The organism is Cytophaga sp. FL35 (assembly GCF_014349235.1).
In the GTDB taxonomy this organism is placed as follows: domain Bacteria; phylum Bacteroidota; class Bacteroidia; order Flavobacteriales; family Flavobacteriaceae; genus Euzebyella.
The window spans coordinates 214277-237135 of sequence record NZ_JACSOH010000001.1; the positions used below are offsets into that span (position 1 = coordinate 214277).

At 41.8% G+C, this 22859-nt stretch carries 17 protein-coding genes; 8 read left to right on the forward strand and 9 right to left on the reverse strand.

Annotated elements, in window-relative coordinates:
* Positions 1 to 244: 244 nt before the first annotated feature.
* Both BIZ36_RS00935 and BIZ36_RS00940 read left to right on the forward strand, forming a co-directional pair.
* Positions 245 to 3571 (forward strand): VCBS repeat-containing protein, encoded by a 3327-nt coding sequence (locus BIZ36_RS00935; protein WP_187455973.1) that lies wholly within the window; start codon positions 245 to 247, stop codon positions 3569 to 3571.
* A gap of 25 nt (positions 3572 to 3596) precedes the next feature.
* On the forward strand, positions 3597 to 4877 hold the full coding sequence (locus BIZ36_RS00940) for a glycoside hydrolase family 117 protein (RefSeq protein ID WP_187455974.1): 1281 nt from the start codon (positions 3597 to 3599) through the stop codon (positions 4875 to 4877).
* Between the two features lie 18 nt (positions 4878 to 4895).
* Here the strand turns inward: BIZ36_RS00940 and BIZ36_RS00945 are convergent, their stop codons facing one another.
* Genes BIZ36_RS00945 through BIZ36_RS00965 form a run of 5 tightly spaced genes read right to left on the reverse strand, consistent with a single transcriptional unit; the run spans position 4896 to position 9566 of the window.
* Positions 4896 to 5699, reverse strand: coding sequence for an alpha/beta hydrolase (locus BIZ36_RS00945; RefSeq protein ID WP_187455975.1), 804 nt, complete (start codon positions 5697 to 5699; stop codon positions 4896 to 4898).
* Positions 5700 to 5711: 12 nt separating this feature from the next.
* Positions 5712 to 6830 carry a Zn-dependent alcohol dehydrogenase gene (locus BIZ36_RS00950; RefSeq protein WP_187455976.1) on the reverse strand — a complete coding sequence of 373 codons (1119 nt, stop codon included), beginning with the start codon at positions 6828 to 6830 and terminating at the stop codon, positions 5712 to 5714.
* Positions 6814 to 8088 carry an NAD(P)/FAD-dependent oxidoreductase gene (locus BIZ36_RS00955; protein ID WP_187455977.1) on the reverse strand — a complete coding sequence of 425 codons (1275 nt, stop codon included), beginning with the start codon at positions 8086 to 8088 and terminating at the stop codon, positions 6814 to 6816. The genes BIZ36_RS00950 and BIZ36_RS00955 overlap by 17 nt, the downstream gene beginning before the upstream one ends.
* On the reverse strand, positions 8089 to 8397 hold the full coding sequence (locus BIZ36_RS00960) for a 2Fe-2S iron-sulfur cluster-binding protein (RefSeq protein WP_187455978.1): 309 nt from the start codon (positions 8395 to 8397) through the stop codon (positions 8089 to 8091).
* Positions 8397 to 9566, reverse strand: coding sequence for a cytochrome P450 (locus BIZ36_RS00965; RefSeq protein ID WP_286174500.1), 1170 nt, complete (start codon positions 9564 to 9566; stop codon positions 8397 to 8399). Before BIZ36_RS00965 ends, BIZ36_RS00960 begins: the two co-directional genes overlap by 1 nt.
* A gap of 188 nt (positions 9567 to 9754) precedes the next feature.
* Here BIZ36_RS00965 and BIZ36_RS00970 point away from each other — a divergent pair, with 188 nt between their 5' ends.
* From BIZ36_RS00970 to BIZ36_RS00995, 6 genes are all read left to right on the forward strand, one after another.
* Positions 9755 to 10603: an AraC family transcriptional regulator gene (locus BIZ36_RS00970; protein WP_187455979.1), complete on the forward strand. Its 849-nt coding sequence runs from the start codon at positions 9755 to 9757 to the stop codon at positions 10601 to 10603.
* Between the two features lie 408 nt (positions 10604 to 11011).
* A complete protein-coding gene (locus BIZ36_RS00975; protein WP_187455980.1) occupies positions 11012 to 12808 on the forward strand; it encodes a hypothetical protein in 1797 nt (598 codons plus the stop codon).
* Positions 12809 to 13058: 250 nt separating this feature from the next.
* Positions 13059 to 13637, forward strand: a complete 579-nt coding sequence (locus BIZ36_RS00980; protein ID WP_187455981.1) for a Crp/Fnr family transcriptional regulator — start codon at positions 13059 to 13061, stop codon at positions 13635 to 13637.
* 79 nt (positions 13638 to 13716) lie between these two features.
* Positions 13717 to 14067: a YciI family protein gene (locus BIZ36_RS00985; RefSeq protein ID WP_286174501.1), complete on the forward strand. Its 351-nt coding sequence runs from the start codon at positions 13717 to 13719 to the stop codon at positions 14065 to 14067.
* A 10-nt stretch (positions 14068 to 14077) separates the two neighbouring features.
* Positions 14078 to 14521, forward strand: coding sequence for a DUF1569 domain-containing protein (locus BIZ36_RS00990; protein WP_187455982.1), 444 nt, complete (start codon positions 14078 to 14080; stop codon positions 14519 to 14521).
* Positions 14522 to 14529: 8 nt separating this feature from the next.
* The gene (locus tag BIZ36_RS00995) at positions 14530 to 15192 is read left to right on the forward strand and encodes a DUF8737 domain-containing protein (protein ID WP_187455983.1); all 663 of its coding nucleotides are present in this window, start codon (positions 14530 to 14532) and stop codon (positions 15190 to 15192) included.
* Positions 15193 to 15457: 265 nt separating this feature from the next.
* Here the strand turns inward: BIZ36_RS00995 and BIZ36_RS01000 are convergent, their stop codons facing one another.
* The 4 genes from BIZ36_RS01000 to BIZ36_RS01015 are packed head-to-tail and all read right to left on the reverse strand — an operon-like array spanning position 15458 to position 22764.
* Positions 15458 to 16852, reverse strand: coding sequence for a c-type cytochrome domain-containing protein (locus tag BIZ36_RS01000; RefSeq protein ID WP_187455984.1), 1395 nt, complete (start codon positions 16850 to 16852; stop codon positions 15458 to 15460).
* Between the two features lie 14 nt (positions 16853 to 16866).
* On the reverse strand, positions 16867 to 17997 hold the full coding sequence (locus BIZ36_RS01005) for a twin-arginine translocation signal domain-containing protein (protein WP_187455985.1): 1131 nt from the start codon (positions 17995 to 17997) through the stop codon (positions 16867 to 16869).
* Between the two features lie 10 nt (positions 17998 to 18007).
* The gene (locus BIZ36_RS01010) at positions 18008 to 19510 is read right to left on the reverse strand and encodes a DUF1501 domain-containing protein (RefSeq protein ID WP_187455986.1); all 1503 of its coding nucleotides are present in this window, start codon (positions 19508 to 19510) and stop codon (positions 18008 to 18010) included.
* An 11-nt stretch (positions 19511 to 19521) separates the two neighbouring features.
* Positions 19522 to 22764, reverse strand: coding sequence for a DUF1553 domain-containing protein (locus tag BIZ36_RS01015; RefSeq protein WP_187455987.1), 3243 nt, complete (start codon positions 22762 to 22764; stop codon positions 19522 to 19524).
* Between the last annotated feature and the right edge of the window lie 95 nt (positions 22765 to 22859).

Here is a 22859-nt window from a genome sequence, read left to right on the forward strand (position 1 = left end):
AGGGTTAACACTCAGTAACTTATACCTTAATATATAACCCAAATCTTTTGACTACTTTAAACAAAAACACATCCGACAGTTGTCGGTATTTTGATACTCTTGTACCCCAATTTGAATTTTAATTACCCGCAAAATTGAAGTCATTTTTCTTAATTTGTTTGTTCCGCTTTTTAATGGAATACAACTCGCTGAAGTTTTGGTTTTAAGAAAAGCTATTTATACAAAAAGGTTTCAACTAAGACTAATGGTCAAGGCCAGTTTCTTGTCTGGTTTTGTTTGCCTGTTTCTTGCTTGTAATCAAAAAAAAGCAGGAGAGCCCTTGCCCAAAACCCTGTTCACTTTGCTTGATGCTACCCAAACGGGGGTTGATTTCATCAATCTTATTACCGAAACCGCCAATGATAATCATTTGGTGAACGAAAACTTTGTTACCGGTGCTGGAGTTGCTATTGGTGACCTTAACAACGACGGATTACAAGACCTCTATTTTACCGGAAATCAGGTAGGAGACCGTCTTTATCTGAACAAGGGGGATTTTAATTTTGAGGATATTACACATAGTGCTGGAATTTTAGCATCATCGGAAACTTGGTCAACCGGTGTGAGTATGGCCGATGTAAATGCCGATGGTTTTATAGATATTTACGTTTGTAAGAATGTTCAGGGAAAACCAGGGAACAGTGCCAACCTACTTTTTATCAATAACGGCGATTTAACTTTTACCGAAGCAGCCAAAGACTACGGCCTCAACGACCGAGGATATTCAATCCAATCCAATTTCTTTGATTATGATGAGGACGGACTTCTAGATATGTATTTGGTCAATCAACCTCCGGGAATCGGCAATAGACAAGGAGGCCGCTCAAGCACCAAAAAAGTCAATCCTCAGTACAGCGATAAACTTTATAAAAATTTGGGCGGTGGTATCGGCTTCGTTGAAATATCGCCCGTTGCCAAAACAGAAAATAGTGCTTACGGACTTTCATCCGCCATTGGCGATGTTAACAATGATGGGCTGCCCGATATTTATGTAGCCAATGATTATGACGAACCCGACTTTCTTTACATCAATCAAGGCAAGGGAATCTTCAAGGAAGAATTAAAAACCCGCGTCGGCCACATTTCTAATTTTAGCATGGGTAGCGACATTGCTGACTTTGATAATGACGGACATTTAGATGTGATGGTTCTAGATATGGTCGCCGAAGACCACAAACGTATCAAAACCAATATGGGCGGTATGAACCCCGGTAATTTTTGGCGTATCGTCAATCAAGGTGGGCATTACCAGTACATGTTCAATACCCTTCAAAAGAATAATGGAAACGGCACTTTTAGTGATGTCGCCCAAATGGCCGGAATTTCAAATACCGATTGGAGCTGGGGCGCTCTATTTGCCGATTTTGATAACGACGGCCATAAAGACCTTTTCGTTACTAACGGTATCAAAAGAAACATGCGAAATAGTGATGTGAACATTAACTATCAAAAGATAATCGACAGCCTTGGTCAGGTCGCAAAAAACAGTAATAAAAGCCTTCTTGAAGTCGTAGATATGATGCAATTGGTGCAAATGGCACCCACTGATAGAATCGAAAACTATGCCTTTAAAAATAACGGAGACCTCACTTTCACCAAGTCGAACGCTGACTGGGGATTCGAAACGCCTACACTCTCCAACGGCTTTGCTTATGGTGACCTTGATAATGACGGTGACCTTGAACTCGTTATCAACAATATTGACGAACCTGCCTCTATCTACAAAAATTTTGTAGTCGAAAGGGGAGAAAACAACTTTCTTCGGCTTCAGCTAACGTCTGAAAAACGACATAGCTTAATGGGCACGCGGGTGACCCTCATCCAAAAAAACGGTCCTCGCCAAATTGTCGAAATCAGCAATACGCGAGGTTATATGTCTAAAAGTGAAGATGTGGTCCACTTTGGCTTGGGTGCTGCAACAAAGGTCCAACAAATACAGATACGCTGGCCTAACGGAGCTATAAGTGTTTTAAAAGATATTGCTGCCAATCAGCTATTAGAGGTGAGCGATGAAGATAATCTCAAAACCGATTTAGTTGAGAACACCAGGGTAAAACCAATTTTTCAAGATCTTGGACCGACAATTGAAATTAACCATCGGCATTTTGAGAATGATTATGATGATTTTAAGAAGCAGGTTTTGCTACCCCATAAAATGTCGAATTTTGGTCCGGCATTGGCAGTAATCGATGTAAACGATGACGGTTTAGATGATTTTTTTATTGGAGGTGCCTCTGGGGAAAGCGCCGCTCTGTATCTGCAACAATCTTCTGGAAAGTTTGAAAAATCTAATACTTCCCTTTGGGAAGAAGAAAAAATCTATGAAGATGTGGCGAGTATTTTCCTAGATATAGACAATGATCAAGATCAAGACCTACTCGTTGTCAGTGGCGGCAACGAATTTCCAGAAAACCATGCCAATTACCAAGACCGGCTTTATATCAATGATGGTAAAGGAAATTTTTCCAAATCAAAAAAAGGACTTCCTTCCTTAAACAATAGTAGCTCCAAAGTCCTAGCCGCAGATTATAACAACGATGGTTTTACGGATGTATTGATACTTGGCAGGCACACTCCGGGTTCATATCCATCTCCCGCCAATTCCATTTTATTAGAAAATAAAGGTGGCTATTTTAGCGATGTCACCAAATCAAAGGCCCCGCACCTTATCGGTTTGGGAATGGCCATTGATGGGCAATGGAGTGATATAAACGGAGATGGAAAATTAGATATCGTCATTGTTGGGGAATGGATGAAACCCACAATTCTACTACAAGCCGGCGATGGTACTTTTCAGAATACTGATTATGAGGGATTTGAAAAAAGTCATGGATGGTATTTTAGCGTTGCCAGCGCTGATATTGATCAAGATGGTGATCAAGATCTCATTTTAGGAAACCTTGGACTCAATTATAAATACAAGGCCAGTGAAGAGGAGCCCTTTCAGGTGCACAGTGCCGATTTTGATAACAACGGAACCCAAGATATTGTTTTGAGTTACCATGAAAATAACGCGGTATATCCTGTAAGAGGTCGGTCTTGTTCGGTAGAGCAGATTCCCGAATTAGGTCAAAAATTTCCATCTTTTGAATCTTTTGGCGATTCTGACTTGAAGGATATTTACGGTAAAAAATTAGAAAAAGCCCTTCATTTAAAGGCCTATACGTTTGCTTCGTATTATGCAGAAAATATAGATGGAAAAAAGTTTCGGTTACGGCCACTTCCGATGCGAGCACAGGTGTCGAATATCAATTCCATTTTAATTGAAGACTACAACCATGACGGGCACCAAGACCTTCTTTTAGCCGGAAATTTATTTGCTTCCGAGATTGAAACTCCAAGAAATGATGCCGGTACGGGCCTACTGCTTTTAGGAGACGGAACCGGAAATTTCGAGGAAACCTCATGGGCCGAAAGTGGAATTTATTTGCCCTACGATGTAAAAAACGCTCAACCAATTCAAATAGGGCCTCAAAAGGGCATTTTGATTGCCAATAACAACGAAAAACTACAATTAATCGGTTATCGATAACCAACCTGCACCAACAATTTTTAAAATGAAAATATCTTTAAGTCTACCAACTGCCATTCTTTTAGCCACCATATTAATGGGTTGTACCGAAACGCAAAAGGAAGAAATGAACGAAACAACTGGTACCAATACGGAAGAAGCCTTCCCATTTGTACTTCCAGATGAAAAACCGAACCGACCTATGAGTGCGGCCATGGAACGCATTTATGATGATTACGAGACTCCGCAACCCCAGAACAACGAGCTGTTCAGTCAATTTAAGTACACAGAGCTGAAAGGCTTTGATTATAACGGAGGTGATGGTACCATTACTCGCCGCGATCCTTCAAAGATTTTATTGCACAATGGCAAATACTATGTCTGGTACACCTACCGAAATACAAAAGTACCACCACGTGGAGCGGCCAAAAGCAACGACACCATTCCTTCAAGCGATTGGGACCTTTCAGAGATTTGGTATGCCACCAGTGAAGATGGTTTTACTTGGGAAGAACAAGGCGTTGCTATCCAGCGGCCCGAAAAACCATTGGTGGGATGGCGGTCCGTTACCACCACGGATATATTGGAATGGAAGGGGAAATACTACCTCTACTATCAAGGTTTTATGGAAGCAAGTGGAAAAAGAGGCGATGATTGCCCCGTAGCCGTTTCGTATGCCGATTCACCCGATGGGCCCTGGACGCCTCATAACGAAATTGTCATACCCAATGGTACCGAAGGTGCTTGGGACCAATATTCCATTCACGACCCCTACCCCTTGGTACACGATGGTAAAATTTATATTTATTACAAGTCCGATTTTGGCGAACGCCCCGATTTAGTACGTATGCAAGGTTTGGCGATTGCCGATGATCCTTTGGGTCCTTTTGAGAAACATCCATTGAATCCTGTGATTACTTCAGGACACGAAACCTCTTTGTTCCCTTTCAGGAAAGGTGTAGCCGCCTTGGTCTATAAAGACGGACCGGAACACAACACCATTCAATATGCGGAAGATTGGGTGAGTTTTGAAATTGCTTCCATTACCGAACTGATGCCCTATGCAGGAGCGCCTTATGTGCCCGATGCCTTTACCGACACCAAAGACGGCCGGGGTATTACTTGGGGCTTGGCCCATTTTATCAATCAAGGAGGTAAGGGAAAAATCCACAGTAAATTGGTGCGTTTCGATTGCGACCTCAGCTTGGATATTCATGACCCGGAAATGAAAGAACATCGCGTTATTCATCAACCTGATGTTCATTATCGGCAAGGATTAAGTGCCGAACAAATGGAAAGAATCAAACGGGAGAACACCCTAAAATAAGGGTGGAAACAACTCCGATTAGGAAGTAGCGGCATCAAAAAATTGATACGTTTTCCGTACATGGGTCTGCCAATATTCCCATTGGTGACCGCCTGGAAACTCTTCGTAGGTATGCGTAAAATCAAATTCTTGTAGTTGCTGATGCAATAATCGGTTACCAGCTAGCAATTCATCATCTACACCACAATCAAAACGAAGCGGTGGCATTTTAGTTGGATGAGTCTTTATCAAATCGATTACATTTGGCGTCTGTGCTTCTTGAGTGTAATCCGATAAAGGTTCTTCTACAAACAGCTTCATTTCCTCTAAACACGTAATAGCACTATGCGCTGAAATAGCACTGAATTTCTCTGGATAGGTACTACCCAACCACAAAGCGCCATACCCTCCCATGGACAAGCCTCCAATACATAGCTTGCTTTTGGCACTCGCCTCAGGAATATTTTCTTTGATGGCCAGGGGTACGTCTTCAACAATCCAACGTGCAAAATCTTTCTTGTGATGCGCAATGTAGGCAGAGCCATCGCCCCACAATCCATCCGAAGGCATCGCAATAATGGCGGGTTTCATCTTTTTTTGTTGCATCATTTCCGCTGCAGATTTATGTGCTCCGCCTTTAAGAGCCCATACCCATGCACTTCCATACACCCCGTGCAAGAGGATATAAATGGGCAAATCCGTTATGGGTTCTTCGGTTTTTGGCACATACAAACAAATATCTCCCCTACCCTTTAAATTGGGGGTTTTCACGGTTAAAAAACGCAATCCATCAAACTCATAGGGAGCATCGGACAATTCTATTGTTCTAAAGGAACCTTGCATATTTTTTTAGTTTCAATCAAAAACAATCACTCCCTTGGCATTTTTCCCCTGCAACATATCATCAAAAGCCTCCTCCAGTTGGTCCAATCGGTATTCCTTGGTAATCATTTGGTCCAATAACAAATCGCCCTTCTTGTACAAACCCATTAATTTCGGGAAATCAATTTGTGGTCGGCATTTTCCGTACAGCGGATTGATGTAAATCTTATCCCATTCAAACAACCGCATATCTATGGTAATTTCTTCTTCAATTCCGCTAACCTGTACCGCCGTACCGGCATTTCTTACCATCGCTAGTGGTGCTGCTCCCAAGGCCGGAATGGCCGTGCATTCAAAAGCATAATCTGCCAATCTGCCGCCCAAGAGTTCTTTTACTTCCTTAGCTGCATTGTTTAAGCCAGTATCATCTTTATCTGTGAAGATGACGTCCGTTGCGCCAAACTGCTTGGCCAATTCCAGTTTATGGGTATTGATGTCGATGGCGATTATCCGTTGAGCCCCAGAAATGGCACAGGCGTTGATAACGTTGAGTCCTACCCCACCACATCCCAAGACCACTGCTGTACTTCCAGATACGACTTTTGCGGCATTCACCACGGAACCGTAGCCCGTCATCACCCCACAACTTATAATAGCAGCTGCGGAGAAGTTTAAATGCTCCTCGGAAACCTTGACCAGAGCCGAGGCTTTTACCAGGGCGTATTCACTCAACGTTCCCAAGTTAAAGGACCGTTCGATAGCTTCACCACGCCATTGGGTACCTTCTAAATGGGCATGGCCAGGGGTGTGACCGTTACCTCCTGCCACTACGGGCGAGTTGTTCTCGCAGATATGCTGATTTCCTTCTTGGCACTGAAAACAATACATACATGGAGTGGCCCAATTAAGGATAACTTGGTCACCTTCCGCAAAGTCCTCCACAGCATCGCCAACGGAAGCCACAACACCGGCACCTTCATGCCCCATCACAACGGGCTTGCCCCAAGAAAGAGAATCGTAATCGGTATGGCAGAGCCCGGCAGCCTTCATTTTAACCAGTACTTCGTCCTTTTGGGGCGCCGCCAAGGTGACCGTGGTAATTTTAAACTGACCATCGCCCGTGGCTACGGCAGTTTTAGCTTTTATCGACATTCGTTGTTGATTTTATTAAGATATTCGGTTTAAAAGGAATACTAGCATCTGCCAATTTTTCCTTGTCGACCACTGTATTGTTTTTAATAAATTTTGTTCCAAGCACAAACGCTTTTCCATTATTTACAGCATCTACCGCAAGTAGGGAATCGTCTTTAAAATACCAGATAGAAAAACAATCCTCTTTCTCCTGTTCTGTCCTAATTACCAGGTCGGTATAGCCGTGGGACAAGCCCACCATTTGTAATTTAATGTGGAATTGGTCTGACCAAAACCAAGGTAAAGCGTTGTAAGTGGTTGGTATACCTGTGATGTTTGCTGCAACCACTTTTGCTTGGTCCACCGCATTTTGAACGCTTTCCAATCGCATCCATCTATTATAAGTAGGGTGATGAAACTGGGCCACATCGCCTATGGCATATATCTGAGGTACGGATGTCTGTAAATGTTCGTTCACCTTAATCCCGTTTTCCAATGCTACTCCCAATTGCTCCGCTAAAGCCACATTGGGCCGTACTCCAACCCCTATCAAGACCAAATCTGCCTCATAAACGTTTTCATCCGTTCCCAAAACCAACAAACCAGCTTCGGTTTGAGTTATTTTTTTTGCCGATACTGCTGTTTTAACGGTAACCCCATTCTTTGAATGCAGTTCTTGAAAAAAGTGGGCGAGTTCCATGGGTGCTACACGGGTCAAAATTCGCTCCTCCCGCTCCAATATCGTTACCTGTCCACCTAATTTTTGAAGTGAGGCAGCCGTTTCCAGACCAATATAGCCGCCGCCAATGACCACCACATTTTTGTTCTTGGCATTTTTAAAGCCTGCCTGTATGGCCAAGGCATCTTTGGAACTGCGTAATACCTGAACGTTTTTGGAATTGGAAATACCGGTAATGGGCGGCACAAAGGCCGATGCTCCTGTGGCTAGAACCAAAGCATCGTACTTTAAACTGGTGCCGTTACTTAGTTCCAAGGTTTTGGTAGTCGCATCTGCACCGGTAACGGTTATCCCTAACGCAAGGGTAATGTTTTCTTCCTCGTAACGCTCTGCAGCAAACAAGGGGTTCAACTCGCCCCCTTCGGCTAAAGACAAATACGCTTTGGATAAGGGAGGTCTATGGTAAGGCAGGTTTTCATCCGCATCCATTAAAACAATGGCCCCTTCCCAACCTTGTTTGCGTAATTCCATAGCGCAGTTGGCCCCAGCGTGACTGGCACCTACAATGACACAAGTCTTATTTTTGGCAGGCAGTTGCATTTAATTGGCCACCTCTACAGTGATACCATCTACGGCATCTGATACCGGAATCTGGCAACACAAACGGCTGTACTCGTTTACATTGTCATCAAACTCCAACATATCCGCTTCAATTTCTGAAGGTGCTTCCAGCTTTTCATAATACGCTGGAGCCACATGTACATGGCAAGTGGCACAGGAGCAAACACCCCCACAATCGCCATCAATGCCCGGTACCTTATTCTTCACCGCGAGTTCCATTAAACTTCCGGAGGATGCCTCAAATACCAAGCTTTCCCCTTCTTTAGTGATGTACGTAATTTTTGCCATTATTCTATTGGATTTAATTCAATTTCTAAACGATCAAAACCGACTTTGCGTTGGTGTTCGCCCCAGTCTTCTATATTTTCCACGGCATTCACCACGGTAAGCTTCCCTACTTTCTGTGTAAACACTCGTAAAAACACCTTCATTAATTGTCTGGCATGGGTAGCCCCCAAACACTTATGGGTACCAAAACCAAAGGCCACATGGGGATTCATTTTACGGTCTAGGACAACGTCATTGGGGTTTTCAAAAACCGCTTCGTCCCTATTCGCCGAAGCCCAGCAAAGACTTATTCGTGTATCTTCCTTTGCTACATGACCACACACTTCCTTTTCTTGAGCCACTACCCGCCCCATATGGGTCAAAGGAGAAAAATAGCGCACCAATTCCTCAATGGCCGTATTTACCAAAGCGGGGTTGTTCCTTAATTGGTCCATAGCTTCCGGATGCTCGCCCAAATAGGCCATGGTATTGGTCAGGTAGTTGATGATGGTATCCCTGCCCCCTGCAAATGTGAGTACCAAAACCCCTTTTACCTCCTCTTTGGTCATTTTCCTTCCTTGATATTCGGAATTTAATAACACCGAATACAGGCTATCATCCGGTTGAGCGATAACCCTATCAATTTCAGCATCGATATAATCATACAAAATAGACGCCTTGTCCGCATCCAAATTGCTGTCCTCACTTCTAAAAACATGGGTACCCCAAGAAATCCAGGTTTCGGCCTCTTTCAAAGGAATATTTAACAGCAAGGTCAACGCACGGGACTGAATGGGCAAAGAGAGCTCTGAAATGGCCTCGCAACTTCCTTTTTTCAAAACCTTCTCCAATTCCGAAAGAATGATCGACTCCAGTCCAGCCTCATAGGTTGAATCGAAGGGCCTTTTAAACCAATCCTCTACCAAGGCCCTATATTCCGTATGTTCGGGAGGGTCCACCTCAAATGGAATCTGCCGGGTATCGCGAATATTAACTTCGGACGGGATAACAATGCGGCCCGGTACCGCCCCGGATATAAAGGATTTGTAGTCGTGTGCCGATTTGCGCACATCCTTGAACCTAAGAAGCATGGCTACCGGATCATCTTGGTCATTAAAAGGACAAACTCCTTTAGCTTCCCTGGTTTCCTTAAACGCATCTGGAAAATCACTCACTCCCATATTCCTCATTTTAGTAACGATTTATACAATCTATGTTCGTAGGAATGCCGATTCCTTAGAAATCACGGACCTACACCCACAAAAATCAACAAAAGGATGGAAAAACAAGTAACGGATACTCGCATAATACTAATCTATTATGTCCGTTTAATTGAATATATGCTATTTTTACGAACACAATAGAAAACAAATTAAAATTGAAACCCCAGTTAGAGGCCATACCATTTCCGGAAAACAGTAATATTTTAGCTTATAGGTATGAGGGAGCCCATTTTGATGCTCCTTGGCACGTACATCCGCAATGCGAGCTTACCTATATTACCTCTAGTGAAGGCACCAAATTCATAGGCGACCACGTTAGCAATTATACGGCCGGTGAGCTGGTACTCTTAAATGCCAATCTGCCCCATTGTTGGAAAAACCACGCCCAAGCACAGCAAAAAAGTGCTTCTATTGTGGTGCAGTGGAACGCTGCCATTTGTTCGCCTATTCCAGAAATGCAACCCATTGAACAACTTTTGCAAGCTGCCAGCCACGGAATTTTATTCCATAAAGAGAATACCCAGCAAATTTTACCTCAGATAGAAGAGCTTCCCCATTTAAAAGGTACCCAACAATATTTGCAATTATTGCAGGTGTTACACTTTCTAAGTAGTGCCGGTTATACGCAGCTGTCAAGTGCCAAATTCACCAAAGAACTTCCTTGGGAGCATAATGACCGCATGGCAAAAATTCATGATTTTGTGGCCTACCATTATCAAAAACAAGTGCAGTTAGCGGAAGTTGCCAGTATGGTAAATCTTTCTGAACAGGCGTTTTCTAGATTTTTTAAAAAGATGATGGGACGCTCCTTTTTTACCTACCTGAACGAATACCGCATTAACCAGGCCGCCAAAATGTTAGTGGATACCGATTTTACGGTGGCGGACATTGCCTTTAAATGCGGATACGAAACCTTACCGTTTTTCTTCAAAAAGTTTAAAACTCAATACGGTACCACTCCTACGGTCTACAGAAAAGAACACGGGAGAAAGCTTGCTCGTTGAGGGTTGTTCGTTGTTCGTTGTTCGTTGTTGGTTGTTGGTCGTTGGTTGTTGGTCGTTGGTTGTTGGTTGTTGGTTGTTGGTTGTTGGTTGTTGGTTGTTGGTTGTTGGTAAAACGATAATCATTTGAAGTCAACTCCCATTGCTTATTGTTTATTGATAATTGCAAACATCTAACCCCTAACATCTCATTACTAATTACTAACATCCCACTAACATCTCAATACAAATTACTAACCGCTAACCACTAACCCCTACTTTCACTTTCGTAAGTAATTATTAGTTATATTTAGCCAGAAACCTTCCCCCAACCCAAGCAGTTTTGCGATGGGTATATCCGATTCATTATAATAATAACTATCCGTACAATGACGGATATTCAATTGTTATAGGCAATCAAAAACAAAGTATTTGGCATCAAGAAAAGTAACATATAATGTCCCTGGAATTGGGAATTTAACGGCAAATTTATTTGGCTATACTCAAAACCTATATGACTTTCTTGATAATTATGAACACATAAATAGGTTACGGAGAATAAACCAACTTGGAAGATTAAGAGATGTTTTTCAAGGTGCTCATCATAATCGGTATGAATACGTTTTTCTACAACTTTCATTGATTTCTGAATTATGTCAGCATAAACGTGGAGATTTAGGATTATCTGGAGAAAGAACCTTTTGCGGAAAAATTGACGAACTTCCTAATAATCCAAGTACTGGGGAATTGCTACAATGCTTAGTGTTACTTGCGAATATGGGCTATTTAGAAGGTACATTCTCAACTTCTCGTGCTTGGTTGACTTTTTTGAAAGAGAATCAAAATGCCTACACTAATTTCAGGAAAGGACTTGACCCATTAGACAGGGAAATATTCAAACAAATTGTAGATAATTATGACTATTATAAGTTCAGCCTTATAGTTGCACTTTTTCAGCTGCAGAGATACAAAAGGAGTGGACTAGACAAAGTGAACTTTGCATCTAATTTATTGAGGACATATTTATCAAACGACCAAAGTGACATACAAATTATACAATTAAGAAAATTGTATGATAGTATAAGGCAAATAGCATTTGTGACGCTCGATTCATTATATGCACCAGTTCCATTCAATTTAGATTTATCTTCAATTTTATTGAATTTTGACAGCTTAATTGAATCTCTATTTATAAAGAATACAACTTACCGAGTTGCTCTATATAACCTAGAACAAGTTCTTCAAAACTCAGTCTATATGTCTTCAGATTCTTGTATAAACACTGCAAGAGCATCACAAGAAAAACTAGAAGAATTAAGGGAAATTGGTACAAATATTACTGGAATAACAGATATATATCATATTGTATGTCCAAGTTGTCACGTAAACTTTGAGTATCAAGAAATCAAAGAATTAGATTGGCATAGGGAAAGGAAATTAATTCAAGAATATAGGATAGGTTTCAGAGATAGAAATAATTTACCAGAATCTATAAAGGATGAAGTTAAATGGGAAATAAAAACTAGAGAAAAGTTAGGAGTTTCAAGAGTTAGAGTTGGCCTACTTTTCAATTCTAGAAAAAATTTAGTAAAAATAGCGTTTGGCATCAGGACTTCAGATAATATTCAAAGTCTCAAGATTGCTTTAAAAATCATAATAGAGTCTATCTCAATAAAATCATCAATGCCACAAAGAAGGTTTGCAAATTCAAATGGAAGTAACGAAGAATTACTTCTTTCATTTATCTGTAAATCAATTTTTGGTTGGAGTAAAAGATTCATTTTCGGTAATAAGAATCGTGAAACAAGTGCTATCTTAATTTCTAATGGTCGAGTTAGTATGGTAAATCAAATTAACGAATACATAGAATCATCTAGACAATATTTGAACAATGACGAAATATTTGAGGTAGAAAAATTAAGGGATTTTATTGAGCATTTAAATTATTCTGGCTTAACCATAGCATTCGTTGGAGGTTTAAAGTTGTTTAATGAAAATCAAAATCAAGAAAGTGCAGAATTCGATGGATTAGTAGTTTGCCCTAGTATCAATATTAACAACCCTTTTGCTCATATAATAGAAGCAAAAAATTACAACAATGGAGTTACAGATGCTAGAAATCAACTAAGCAGTAGGGTAAATGCACATCTTATAAATGAATTACAAATGAATGTAATTGACTTAAATAATCGAGCAGCATATGCAGAAATAAATGCGCACAACAATTAACTATGATAAAACCGAATTTTCTCTACATTAAATTCGAGGCCTATTTTGCTTGGCCAGAATGCTACTATTTCTGGATTTTACACCTATTTTTAGCCTTGGCCGCATAAAAATAATAGTGGTTTGGTCACTTAATCCAAAGAAAATAAATAGATTAAAAGTTTGTTTTAATTCTTAAAGTTATACGTAAAATACGCTACTTTTCATTAACAAGACCGTTTTGTGCAAACTAAGAAGAACCCCGAAAAACAGAATGAAAGAAGAACACTTTTTAAAAAAAATTTTTTCCCAGAACGACTTCAAACAAAGTGAACTCGAATTGATAATCCCCCAATTTAAACAGGTAAGTTTTACAAAAAATGATTATCTGCTTCAAGAAGGGAAAACCGAAAACCATTATTGGTTTTTAGAAAGTGGGTTCGTACGTTCGTTTGTCAACGATACCAAGGGCAACGACATCACGACGAATTTTTACGGTCAAGGCGACATCGTTATCGATTGGTCATCTTTTTTCCTTAGAAACCCGACCCGTGAAAATATTCAAACACTAACGGATTGCGTTTGTTGGCAACTTGATTTTGAAACGTTTCAACAACTTTTCCATAGTATAGAAGCATTTAGAGAACAAGGTCGCAGACGATTAGTAAGTTCCTATTTTGCATTGAAAAACCAAAGTGTATCGTTGATTGCAGACGAAGCAAAAGAGCGATATTTGCGATTGTTAAAAGAAAAACCACACATTGTTCAAAATGTTTCGTTGCAACACATCGCCACTTATTTGGGTATTACAAAATATTCCTTGAGTCGTATTCGCAAAGAAATTTCGTTATAAATATCGTTTTTGCCATAGGGCAACTATTTTGCAAAAACCATCAAATACTTTTGTTTTCATAATCAAAAAATAAAGAATTATGGAAACTTTAAAAGAATTTATGTTGCTTTTTAGAATGGCCCCGACCAACGAACGACCGACAGCCGAACAAATGGCTACGATGCAAAACCAATGGAAAAACTACATTGGAAGTATTGCATCACAAGCAAAACTGGTAAATACTTCACGATTGGGATTTGAAGGAAGTTGTATAAATCCAAAAGGGCAGATTTCCAACAATATTTACATTTCCGACAAGCAAACTTTGAGCGGTAATATGGTCGTAAAAGCCACAAATATACAGGAAGCCGAAAATTTGGCCATAAACTGTCCTGTTCTTGCAATGGGCGGTTCTGTTGAAGTGAGAAGTTTAATACCTATGGAATTCTAAAATCATACTTATGGAAACGATATTCAATGAAAAAACGATCAACGGATTGACAGACCGAATCGATCAATTGAAAACAACCGACAATGCTCAATGGGGAAAAATGAATGCTTACCAAATGTTGAAACATTGTACTTTGAGCGAGGAAATGTTTCAAGGAAAAAAGCAATACAAACGCTTATTTATAGGTAAACTATTCGGCAAAATGGCATTGAACGGAATCTTGAAAAACGATAATTCAATGAAGAAAAACCAGCCTACACATCCTGAATTTATAATAAAAGGAACTGGAGACTTTGAAACAGAAAAGGCAAAATGGATTGACTTGCTCAATAGCTACACTAATTTCTCAAACCCAAATTTTGTACATCCATTCTTCGGAAAAATGTCAAAGCACGAAATCGGCAAATATGTTTACAAACATACAGACCATCATCTAAGACAGTTCGGAAGATAATATTTGCTATGCTGAAAGTCATATTTTTACTCATTACCTTTTTGTCTTTGCTCCTGATCTATTACGGAACAGGAAAAAACAAAAGGTTAATTTTGCTTTTTACGGTTTGGCAATTATTGATTGGTATCTTGGCATCATATCAAATGTTTAAAGAAAATCCGAAACTATTTCCGCTTGTCATTTTCGGTACAGTTCTATTGACTATTTTCGGGCTAAATCGGATTGATACCGCAAAACTAAAACCAAATATTCTGTTAGGAATACACATTTTAAGAATCCCGGTTGAATTAGTATTGTATCAACTTTATCTTCAAGAAAAAATTCCGAAACTAATGACTTTTTACGGTTGGAATTTTGACATTGTAGTAGGAATTTCTGCATTGATAATTTTGGGTTATCAACTAATTGTAACAAGAAAAATAAATCGTTACTTTTTCAAAATTTGGAATAGTATAGGAATCGTATTTTTATTGACTATAGTTTTAGTGGCGACCTTATCTTCGCCTTTGCCAATTCAACAATTTGCATTTGACCAACCAAATATCGCCGTATTGGAATTTCCATTTTGCTTTTTGCCCACTTGCGTTGTACCGATTGTACTGATGTCGCACATTTTACTTATAAGAAAAAGTAATAGCGCTAAGATTATATTGATTAATCGAAAGAATTAATGAATTAAAGGTTTGTTATAATCCAAAAAGTTTATGCGGAAAACCCGGTATTTTACATATACTAGACCGATGATGATGCACAATAATTCATTACATTTTTAATGTTTTTTAAAGGTATTCATCGGTCGCTTCGCTCGGTCACTTAAAGGTAAACCCAAATTACCACCTGTAACAATGACTTCAATGCCAACTGCAGTAGGGTATTAAGTACCTCCCTATCCAACTTTTCTTATAACTTTTAACTTAAACCTTATCACTAAACAACCTACGTTCCCGTAATCACCTGCAATTTACTTTCTGATCCTAAGCTGCTGATTGCTTCGGGCGTAATCTTGGTGCGCCACATATATACTTTTTGGAGATTGGGCATTTGGGTGAGACTGGAAATTACGTCATCCCCCACCCCGGTGTTGTAGATATTTAACGATTCCAATTGTTGAAGCGCCGAAAGCTGTTGCACTTGGGCATCGGTAATGGTGGTATTATCCAGTACCAATTTCCGGAGGTTTTCAAATTGTGCTATTTGTTGTACCATTTTTTCGGAAAGGGTGTTCCCCCCTAAATCCAACCACAGAATTTGCTTCTGTAGGGGAGCCAACAGTATAAAATGCTTTTCCCATTCATTAAGATTTTCGGTCGTAATGGAATTATCCTCCAAGGTTATTTCCAACAATCCGGAACCGTCTACCAGTTCGCGAACGCCAAAGCCTTTCGTTTTTAATTCGTTGAGTTGGGCCACATCCAAAGGTGCTGCGGTTGGCAAGCTTTCACTTGTTCCATGTCCGCCACTGCCCTCGGCCGCAAAACCCAATCGCCCTGCTGCTATTTGTAGTACCTCTTCCGGTACTTCCACACTGCCTAACGTAGTCTCTTGATTGCCTTGCGCACTTTCGATCCAGAATTTTACCAAGGCGGTTTCTTCTTCGGTCAGGGGCGTTTTTCCCTCAGGAGGCATCACATCTTCGTGGTCTTCCGGCAAGGTAATCCTTTTGAACAGTTCTGATTGTTCCAAGTCGCCAGCCATCACTATGGGTCCGTTCTCCCCTCCTTTGAGAAGTTCCTCAAACGTATGCATGGCCAGTCCGCCCTTCTTTTTAGAGTCATTGTGGCAGCTGGTACACTTGGCCTCAAAAACGGGCTGAATCAAATACGGATAGACCGTGGCGTCTTCTAATTTTGCCAATTGGGGCAAGGGTTCCTTCTTTTCCCGAAAGGGTGCATATTTTACCAGATAATCTTCCCCATGGGTCAAATTTCCGCCGTAATGCCCGGTGACACTGAGCAAAATCACCATTACGGTCAATAGGGCCATATTGGGTTTCGCTTTTTGCAATGGTTTGATCGATAGTTTATCGGCCTTTACCAACCATGCAAAAAAGGCAATCAAGGTGGTGCCTATTCCGAACCAAAAATGTCCGTTCAACATATCTTCGTTGTAATCCCCACTTAAAGACAGCATATAGCCTAAAATACAGGCAAGGGCCGCACTAATCGCACCTGCCAGCAAGGCTATGGGCACCGCGGCGGAGAGGGCCGCATTCTTGGTGAACCTTTCTACTAGTTCCAACACCAGGGCGAACATTAAAAATCCGATAGGCAAATGCACCACCAAGGGGTGAAACCTGCCTAGGAACAACACAAAATCAGATACTTCTTGCATGCTTATTTTCTTGGTTAGATACGCTCTAGCTTATAGGGCGCGGAGTGGTTGGCATTCCATTGGCAGATATACAGGTTTTTATCTTCATCTACACATACATCATGGCCGTGCAAGATGGGTTTTTCCTCCAATTGATAGCTTTTTTGCAAAATCCCGTTTTTATATTCCGGTTTAGTACCTCCGGGATTGGAGACTACCTTATCCCCTTCCATAATGGTCACAAATCCGGTATGGTCTTTCCAGTTGGTCTTCCCTTCTTTGGGTTGCGACCAACATACGCCGGCATAGAGGTTATTGTCGTCAAAAACGGCCCTACAGACCTGCATATTGGGCATTTCTACCGTTTTTACGTACTTACCATCCAAGGTGTAATATTTAAAGCATTGTTGCGACCTGGAGGTGGCTACCACCATGGGGTTGCCTTTTTCCCGGTAATCAATGGCTACCCCATGGGCGCTTACCAATTTATAGTTCGGGTCCGGATTGTCTTTTCCGCCCCAATGGCGGATGTATCTTCCGTTGCTATCGTACTGAAGGATGCGGCTTTCCCCATACCCATCGGCCACGTAAATATCACCGTTGGGCCCAATGGCCGTTTCGGTCGGGCAAAAGGACTCTTCCGGTTCGTAAACTCCTATGGTCATGGGGTGACCGATATCGAACAGGACACGGCCATCGACCGTCGTTTTTGACACGCGCCCGTTGTGTTGTACCATTTGATTGCCCTTGCCCAATGCCCAGCCAGAATCGGTAATGTAGAGCATATCCTCCCCACCTTCATCATGCAAGGTCAAACCGTGACCGCCTTGGTAGGCCGTACCCCAATAGTCCAACAACTGACCCGATTTATCAAAAATAAGAATGTTGTTCTGCGGATGGTCGCCCACCATGATCAACCTTCCCTTGCTATCCATGACCATTTCATGGCAATTGAGCAGCGGAATTCTAGTGGAGCTTATTTGCGCCCAATTTTTAATGAGCTTGTATCGATAATCGCCATGGCCTAAAATGGTATCGGTTTCGTTCAGCAAACGCTCAGGATTCTTTTTACTGCCGATGACCGTGGCTCCGAAAGCCGTTGAGGCGGTAGCGAGGGCCGACCCTGCCAACCCTGTGGTTTTTATAAAATTTCGTCTGGTGGACATTTATGGTTTTTTACGTTAAAATATCTTTGACCACATGGCCGTGGACATCGGTCAATCTAAATCTTCTTCCTTGGTGTTTGAAGGTTAATCGCTCGTGGTCCACCCCGAACAGATGCAATAAAGTAGCATGAAAATCATGTACATGCACCGGATTCTCGGTTACGTTGTAGCTAAAATCATCGGTCTCGCCATAGGTGAACCCGGGTTTGATCCCGGCACCCGCCATCCACATGGTGAAGGCCTTTGGGTGGTGGTCCCTACCATAGTTTTCTTTGGTCAACTGCCCTTGTGAATAGACCGTTCTACCAAACTCTCCTCCCCACACCACTAGGGTATCTTCGAGCATACCGCGCTGCTTTAAATCTTTGATCAAGGCCGCTGTGGCTTGATCGGTCTGCTTTGCCTTGAATTTTACACCATTCGGACAACCAATATGTTGGTCCCACCCTTGGTGGTACAATTGTACAAATTTCACTCCCTTTTCCAATAGCTTTCTGGCCATCAAACAGTTGGCCGCATACGTTCCGGGATCTCTACTGTCTTTCCCGTACATATCAAAAATGTGCTCTGGCTCGTCTTTGGTATCGGTTACTTCAGGAATAGATGTTTGCATACGGAAAGCCATCTCGTACTGTGCCATACGGGATTGTATTTCGGGGTCGCCATAAGCATCTTGTTGAATGGAATTGAGCTTCCCAAGATAATCCAACATTTTTTTGCGGTCATTACCATCGTAATTATCCGGATTGTTCAAATACAGTACTGGGTCCTTTCCCGAGCGGAACTGTACCCCTTGGTGTTCCGTTGGCAAAAATCCATTGCCCCACAAACCCGCTTTTAGGGGCTGACCTGTTCCGTTTTTAGAAATCAGGGTAATGAAGGTGGGTAAGTTTTCATTGTCAGACCCCAAACCATAACTCAACCAAGATCCTATGGAAGGCCTGCCCGGTAATTGATGCCCTGTTTGCATAAAGGTTACGGCAGGTGTATGATTGATTTGATCGGTCTGCATCGATTTTACAAAGCACAGGTCGTCCACAATTTCGGCGGTGTGCGGCATCAGCTCGCTTACCCAAGCTCGTGATTCGCCGTATTGCTTAAAATTGAAAATAGAAGGTGCCACGGGCAAGGTAGATTGGCTACCGCTCATACCCGTAAGCCGTTGACCACCGATGACCGATTCCGGTAAATCCTTACCGAACATATCCACCAGTCCGGGTTTATAATCGAACAAATCCAATTGCGAAGGTCCACCGCTTTGGAACAAATAAATAATTCGTTTGGCCTTTGGCAGATGGTGGGGCAAGCCCAGTTTATTTCGGGTGAAGTTGTTCACCGTCTTTCCAGAATTACCTACACTGGCCCATGCCTTTTCTCCACCGAGCAAACTGCCCAATGCCAAAGCACCGATACCCAAGGAGGTTTTCTTTAAAAAATGTCTACGGTCCAACTGCTTTTCAATTTCTTGAAAATCTTGGTTGTTAGAGCGTAATGTATCATGATGGTCACACATAATGAACTATTTTATCGTTTTGTTATAAAGGCATCAGAATTTATAATGGTCGATGCTACCACGGCATTTGCCGCTACCAAGGCCATATCGTCATCAGGGTCTATCTTATGTTCGCCAATACTGATCCAACCTTGGGCCTTGGCATTATTATTCTTGAATTTCTCCAATTCAGAATGCTGTAAATCGGTTAAAATGGCCAATTCTTCTTGCTTGATGCTCCTACCGGTCAGTTTCTTGTAGGTTGCAGCAATACCTTCAGAAACGCTATCATACGCTACCATCTTTTTACCCAGTACCCGTGCCGCCTCAATAAACGTAGGGTCGTTTAAAAGCACCAAGGCCTGTAAAGGAGTATTTGTCTCTTGCCTCCTGGTAGTGCACAGATCACGGGAAGGCACATCAAAAGTAGCGATGGTAGGGTGCGGAGCCGCACGTTTCCAAATGGTGTACATGCTTCTGCGGTACAGTTCCTCTCCTTCCCCTTGCGGATATTCATCACCGGTCACTCGCCATAGACCAGGTGGCTGATAGGGATGTACACTCTTACCACCGATTTTCTCATTTAAAAGGCCTGAGGCGTACAGCGCATTATCGCGAAGCATTTCACCCGATAGCCTTTTCGATGGACCCCTCGCCAAGAGTCTGTTCTCACTATCAATTTCCATAAGCTCTTCCGAGGCTAGACTTCTCTGTTGGTAGGTGTTGGACAAAACAATCAATTTATGAAGGGCCTTTACGTCCCAACCAGACTCTATGAATTTAATGGCCAACCAATCCAATAATTTTGGATGTGAAGGCAGCTCCCCTTGGTTTCCGAAATCTTCGGCCGTTTTTACGATTCCCGTTCCAAATAAATGCTGCCAGTAACGGTTTACCGTAACCCTTGCCGTGAGGGGATTGTCCTTATCGGTGATCCATTTGGCAAGACCTATACGGTTCTTTTCAAATTTATCAGTGAAGGGAAAAATTTCTTCCGGAGTATTCGGGAAAACAGAATCGGTAGGCTGGTCATACTGCCCTCTATCCAGTAGATAAGCCTGGCGCTTCTCTTTACTTTCCTTCATGACCATGATCTGTTTTACTTGTTCGACACTATCAACCAAAACCAACCTATCTTTTTCCAAGGCTTCTAGCGCTTTCTGATAGGGTTTTGATTTGGTGGATAGGAAGTACTTTTTAAGCACCTCTTTTTCCAATTCCGATAAACTCACGTAAGACTTCTGTTTTAAAGCTTCCAATTGATTGCCGTCAGAAATCTGAAGCACTTCCAATGGGGTCAACTCCTTTTCGAACACCATTAGATTATCCACAATGGAACCACCGATACCTTTACCTCTCCATACGGCACCGATGCGTAGGCCTGGTTCAATGACCGGGCTATTCTCATACAACTGTAAACCATTGAAAATAATATCCTTATAGAGGTTATCGAACAAGGTTTTGGTCTGTAGTTTTTTTCCATCCATGTAGATAGATACTCCTTCCGCCTGGCTGGTGCCATCGTAGGTCATGGTCAATTGCACCCATTTTTCTTTCGGAATTTCATCTATAGATTCAACTACCAAGGCATTGTCGGGCCAAACATGAGCCAGAAGCGCCTCAAGCTTATTGTCTTTAATTTTTAGGTGATAGCCTCTAAAACAGTGCAGTTCAGGACTGTTCATTTTATGGAAAATGACACCGTTCTCCAGATCTTTCGGAACAAAAACCTCGATACCGATAGAAAATGCTTCCGCTCGTTGGTAGATACCTATTTTATCCAAATCAAGCCACGTATCGCCATCCAACAACAACCCTTTTCCACTGCTACCGTCTGTAAAAACCGGTTTTTCATTATCAACGAACTGTTGCTTCATTCGAATGTGGTTCTTACCATTACCGCCAATGGTATTCACCAATCGTCCTTGATTAAAATCCATGGCAGCCACTAATTTATCAGGTTTGGCTGCTGTGGGGATTGCTTTATATTTTTCTTCCTTCAACCAAGTCTCTGCTTTTTCTGCTTCGGTAAGTGCCGTTTCTTTTACCGTTTTTTCTTTATCGTCCACCAAGGTTTCTAAATAAGCCAACACTTTTTCTTGTTCTTCGGTCGGCAGCATCATCGCCGGAACGGGCGTGGCACTATCCCAGGAAATAAGTCCGGTTTCATCTACATTGTTGAAGAAACTGAACATTTCAAAATAGTTCTTTTGGGAAATGGGGTCGTATTTATGGTCGTGACATTTAGCACACTCCATCGTAAGCCCTAAAAACCCTTGACTGGCCACGTGTGAACGATCGGCCACATATTCTACCCTAAATTCTTCATCAATGATTCCACCCTCCATATTCTGGGGATGCAAACGATTGAAAGTGGTCGCCAATTTCTGCGCCCTTGTAGCGTTCGGAAGCATATCACCTGCCAATTGCCAAAGAATAAATTGGTCGTAAGGCATATTTTCATTGAAGGCCTTGATGACCCAATCGCGCCATGGAGACACTTCTCTAAAACGGTCGTTACTGTAGCCGTGGGTATCGGCATAGCGCGCCAAATCCATCCAATCCAATGTACGCTGCTCGCCATATTTTTCAGAGGCCAACATACGGTCTACCTGCTTTTCAAAAGCATTGGGCGAATCGTCGTTTACAAACTCCTCTATTTGTTCCAAAGTAGGCTGCAATCCTGTTAAGTCAATGGAGGCCCTACGTAACAAGGTTTCTTTGTCAGCTTTTTGAGAAAGCTTTAAATCCATCGGTTCTAATTGTGCCAGCACAAAATTATCAATGGGGTTAGCCACTTGATCTTCATTTTTGACTTTTGGCACCTCGGGATTTTCAGGTTTTATGAAAGCCCAGTGATCTTTATATTCCGCACCATCTTCGATCCATTTGATCAATACCGCTTTTTCATGATCCGTCAAACTCAGGTGAGAACTCGGTTCGGGCATCACCATTTCGGGGTCATCGGTCATGATGCGGTGAAAAAATTCACTTTTATTGAGATTACCGGGTTTAATAGCCACCTTTCCCGGGTTTTCTGGAAGTTCCGCATAGGCCGCTTCGGCCGAGTGCAACTGTAGTCCACCTTTAATGTTACCTGCATCAGGCCCATGGCAGAGGTAACATTTGTCTGATAAAATCGGCTTTACATGTTGATTAAAGTCCAGTGTTTTCGGTAGGGCTTCGTATTCTGCCGCTACCTCTTGTGGTAATTCGGGTCCACCACAAGAAGCTAATCCCAATACAACTGAAATAATGAAAAATCTTTTTATCATTCGATTTTAAGTGTTTGAAATCTAATTCGTGAATGCTCTAATGAAACGGTGTTTAGCTATTTCCTAAAACAGGCCTTAGAGTTCACATTTATTTT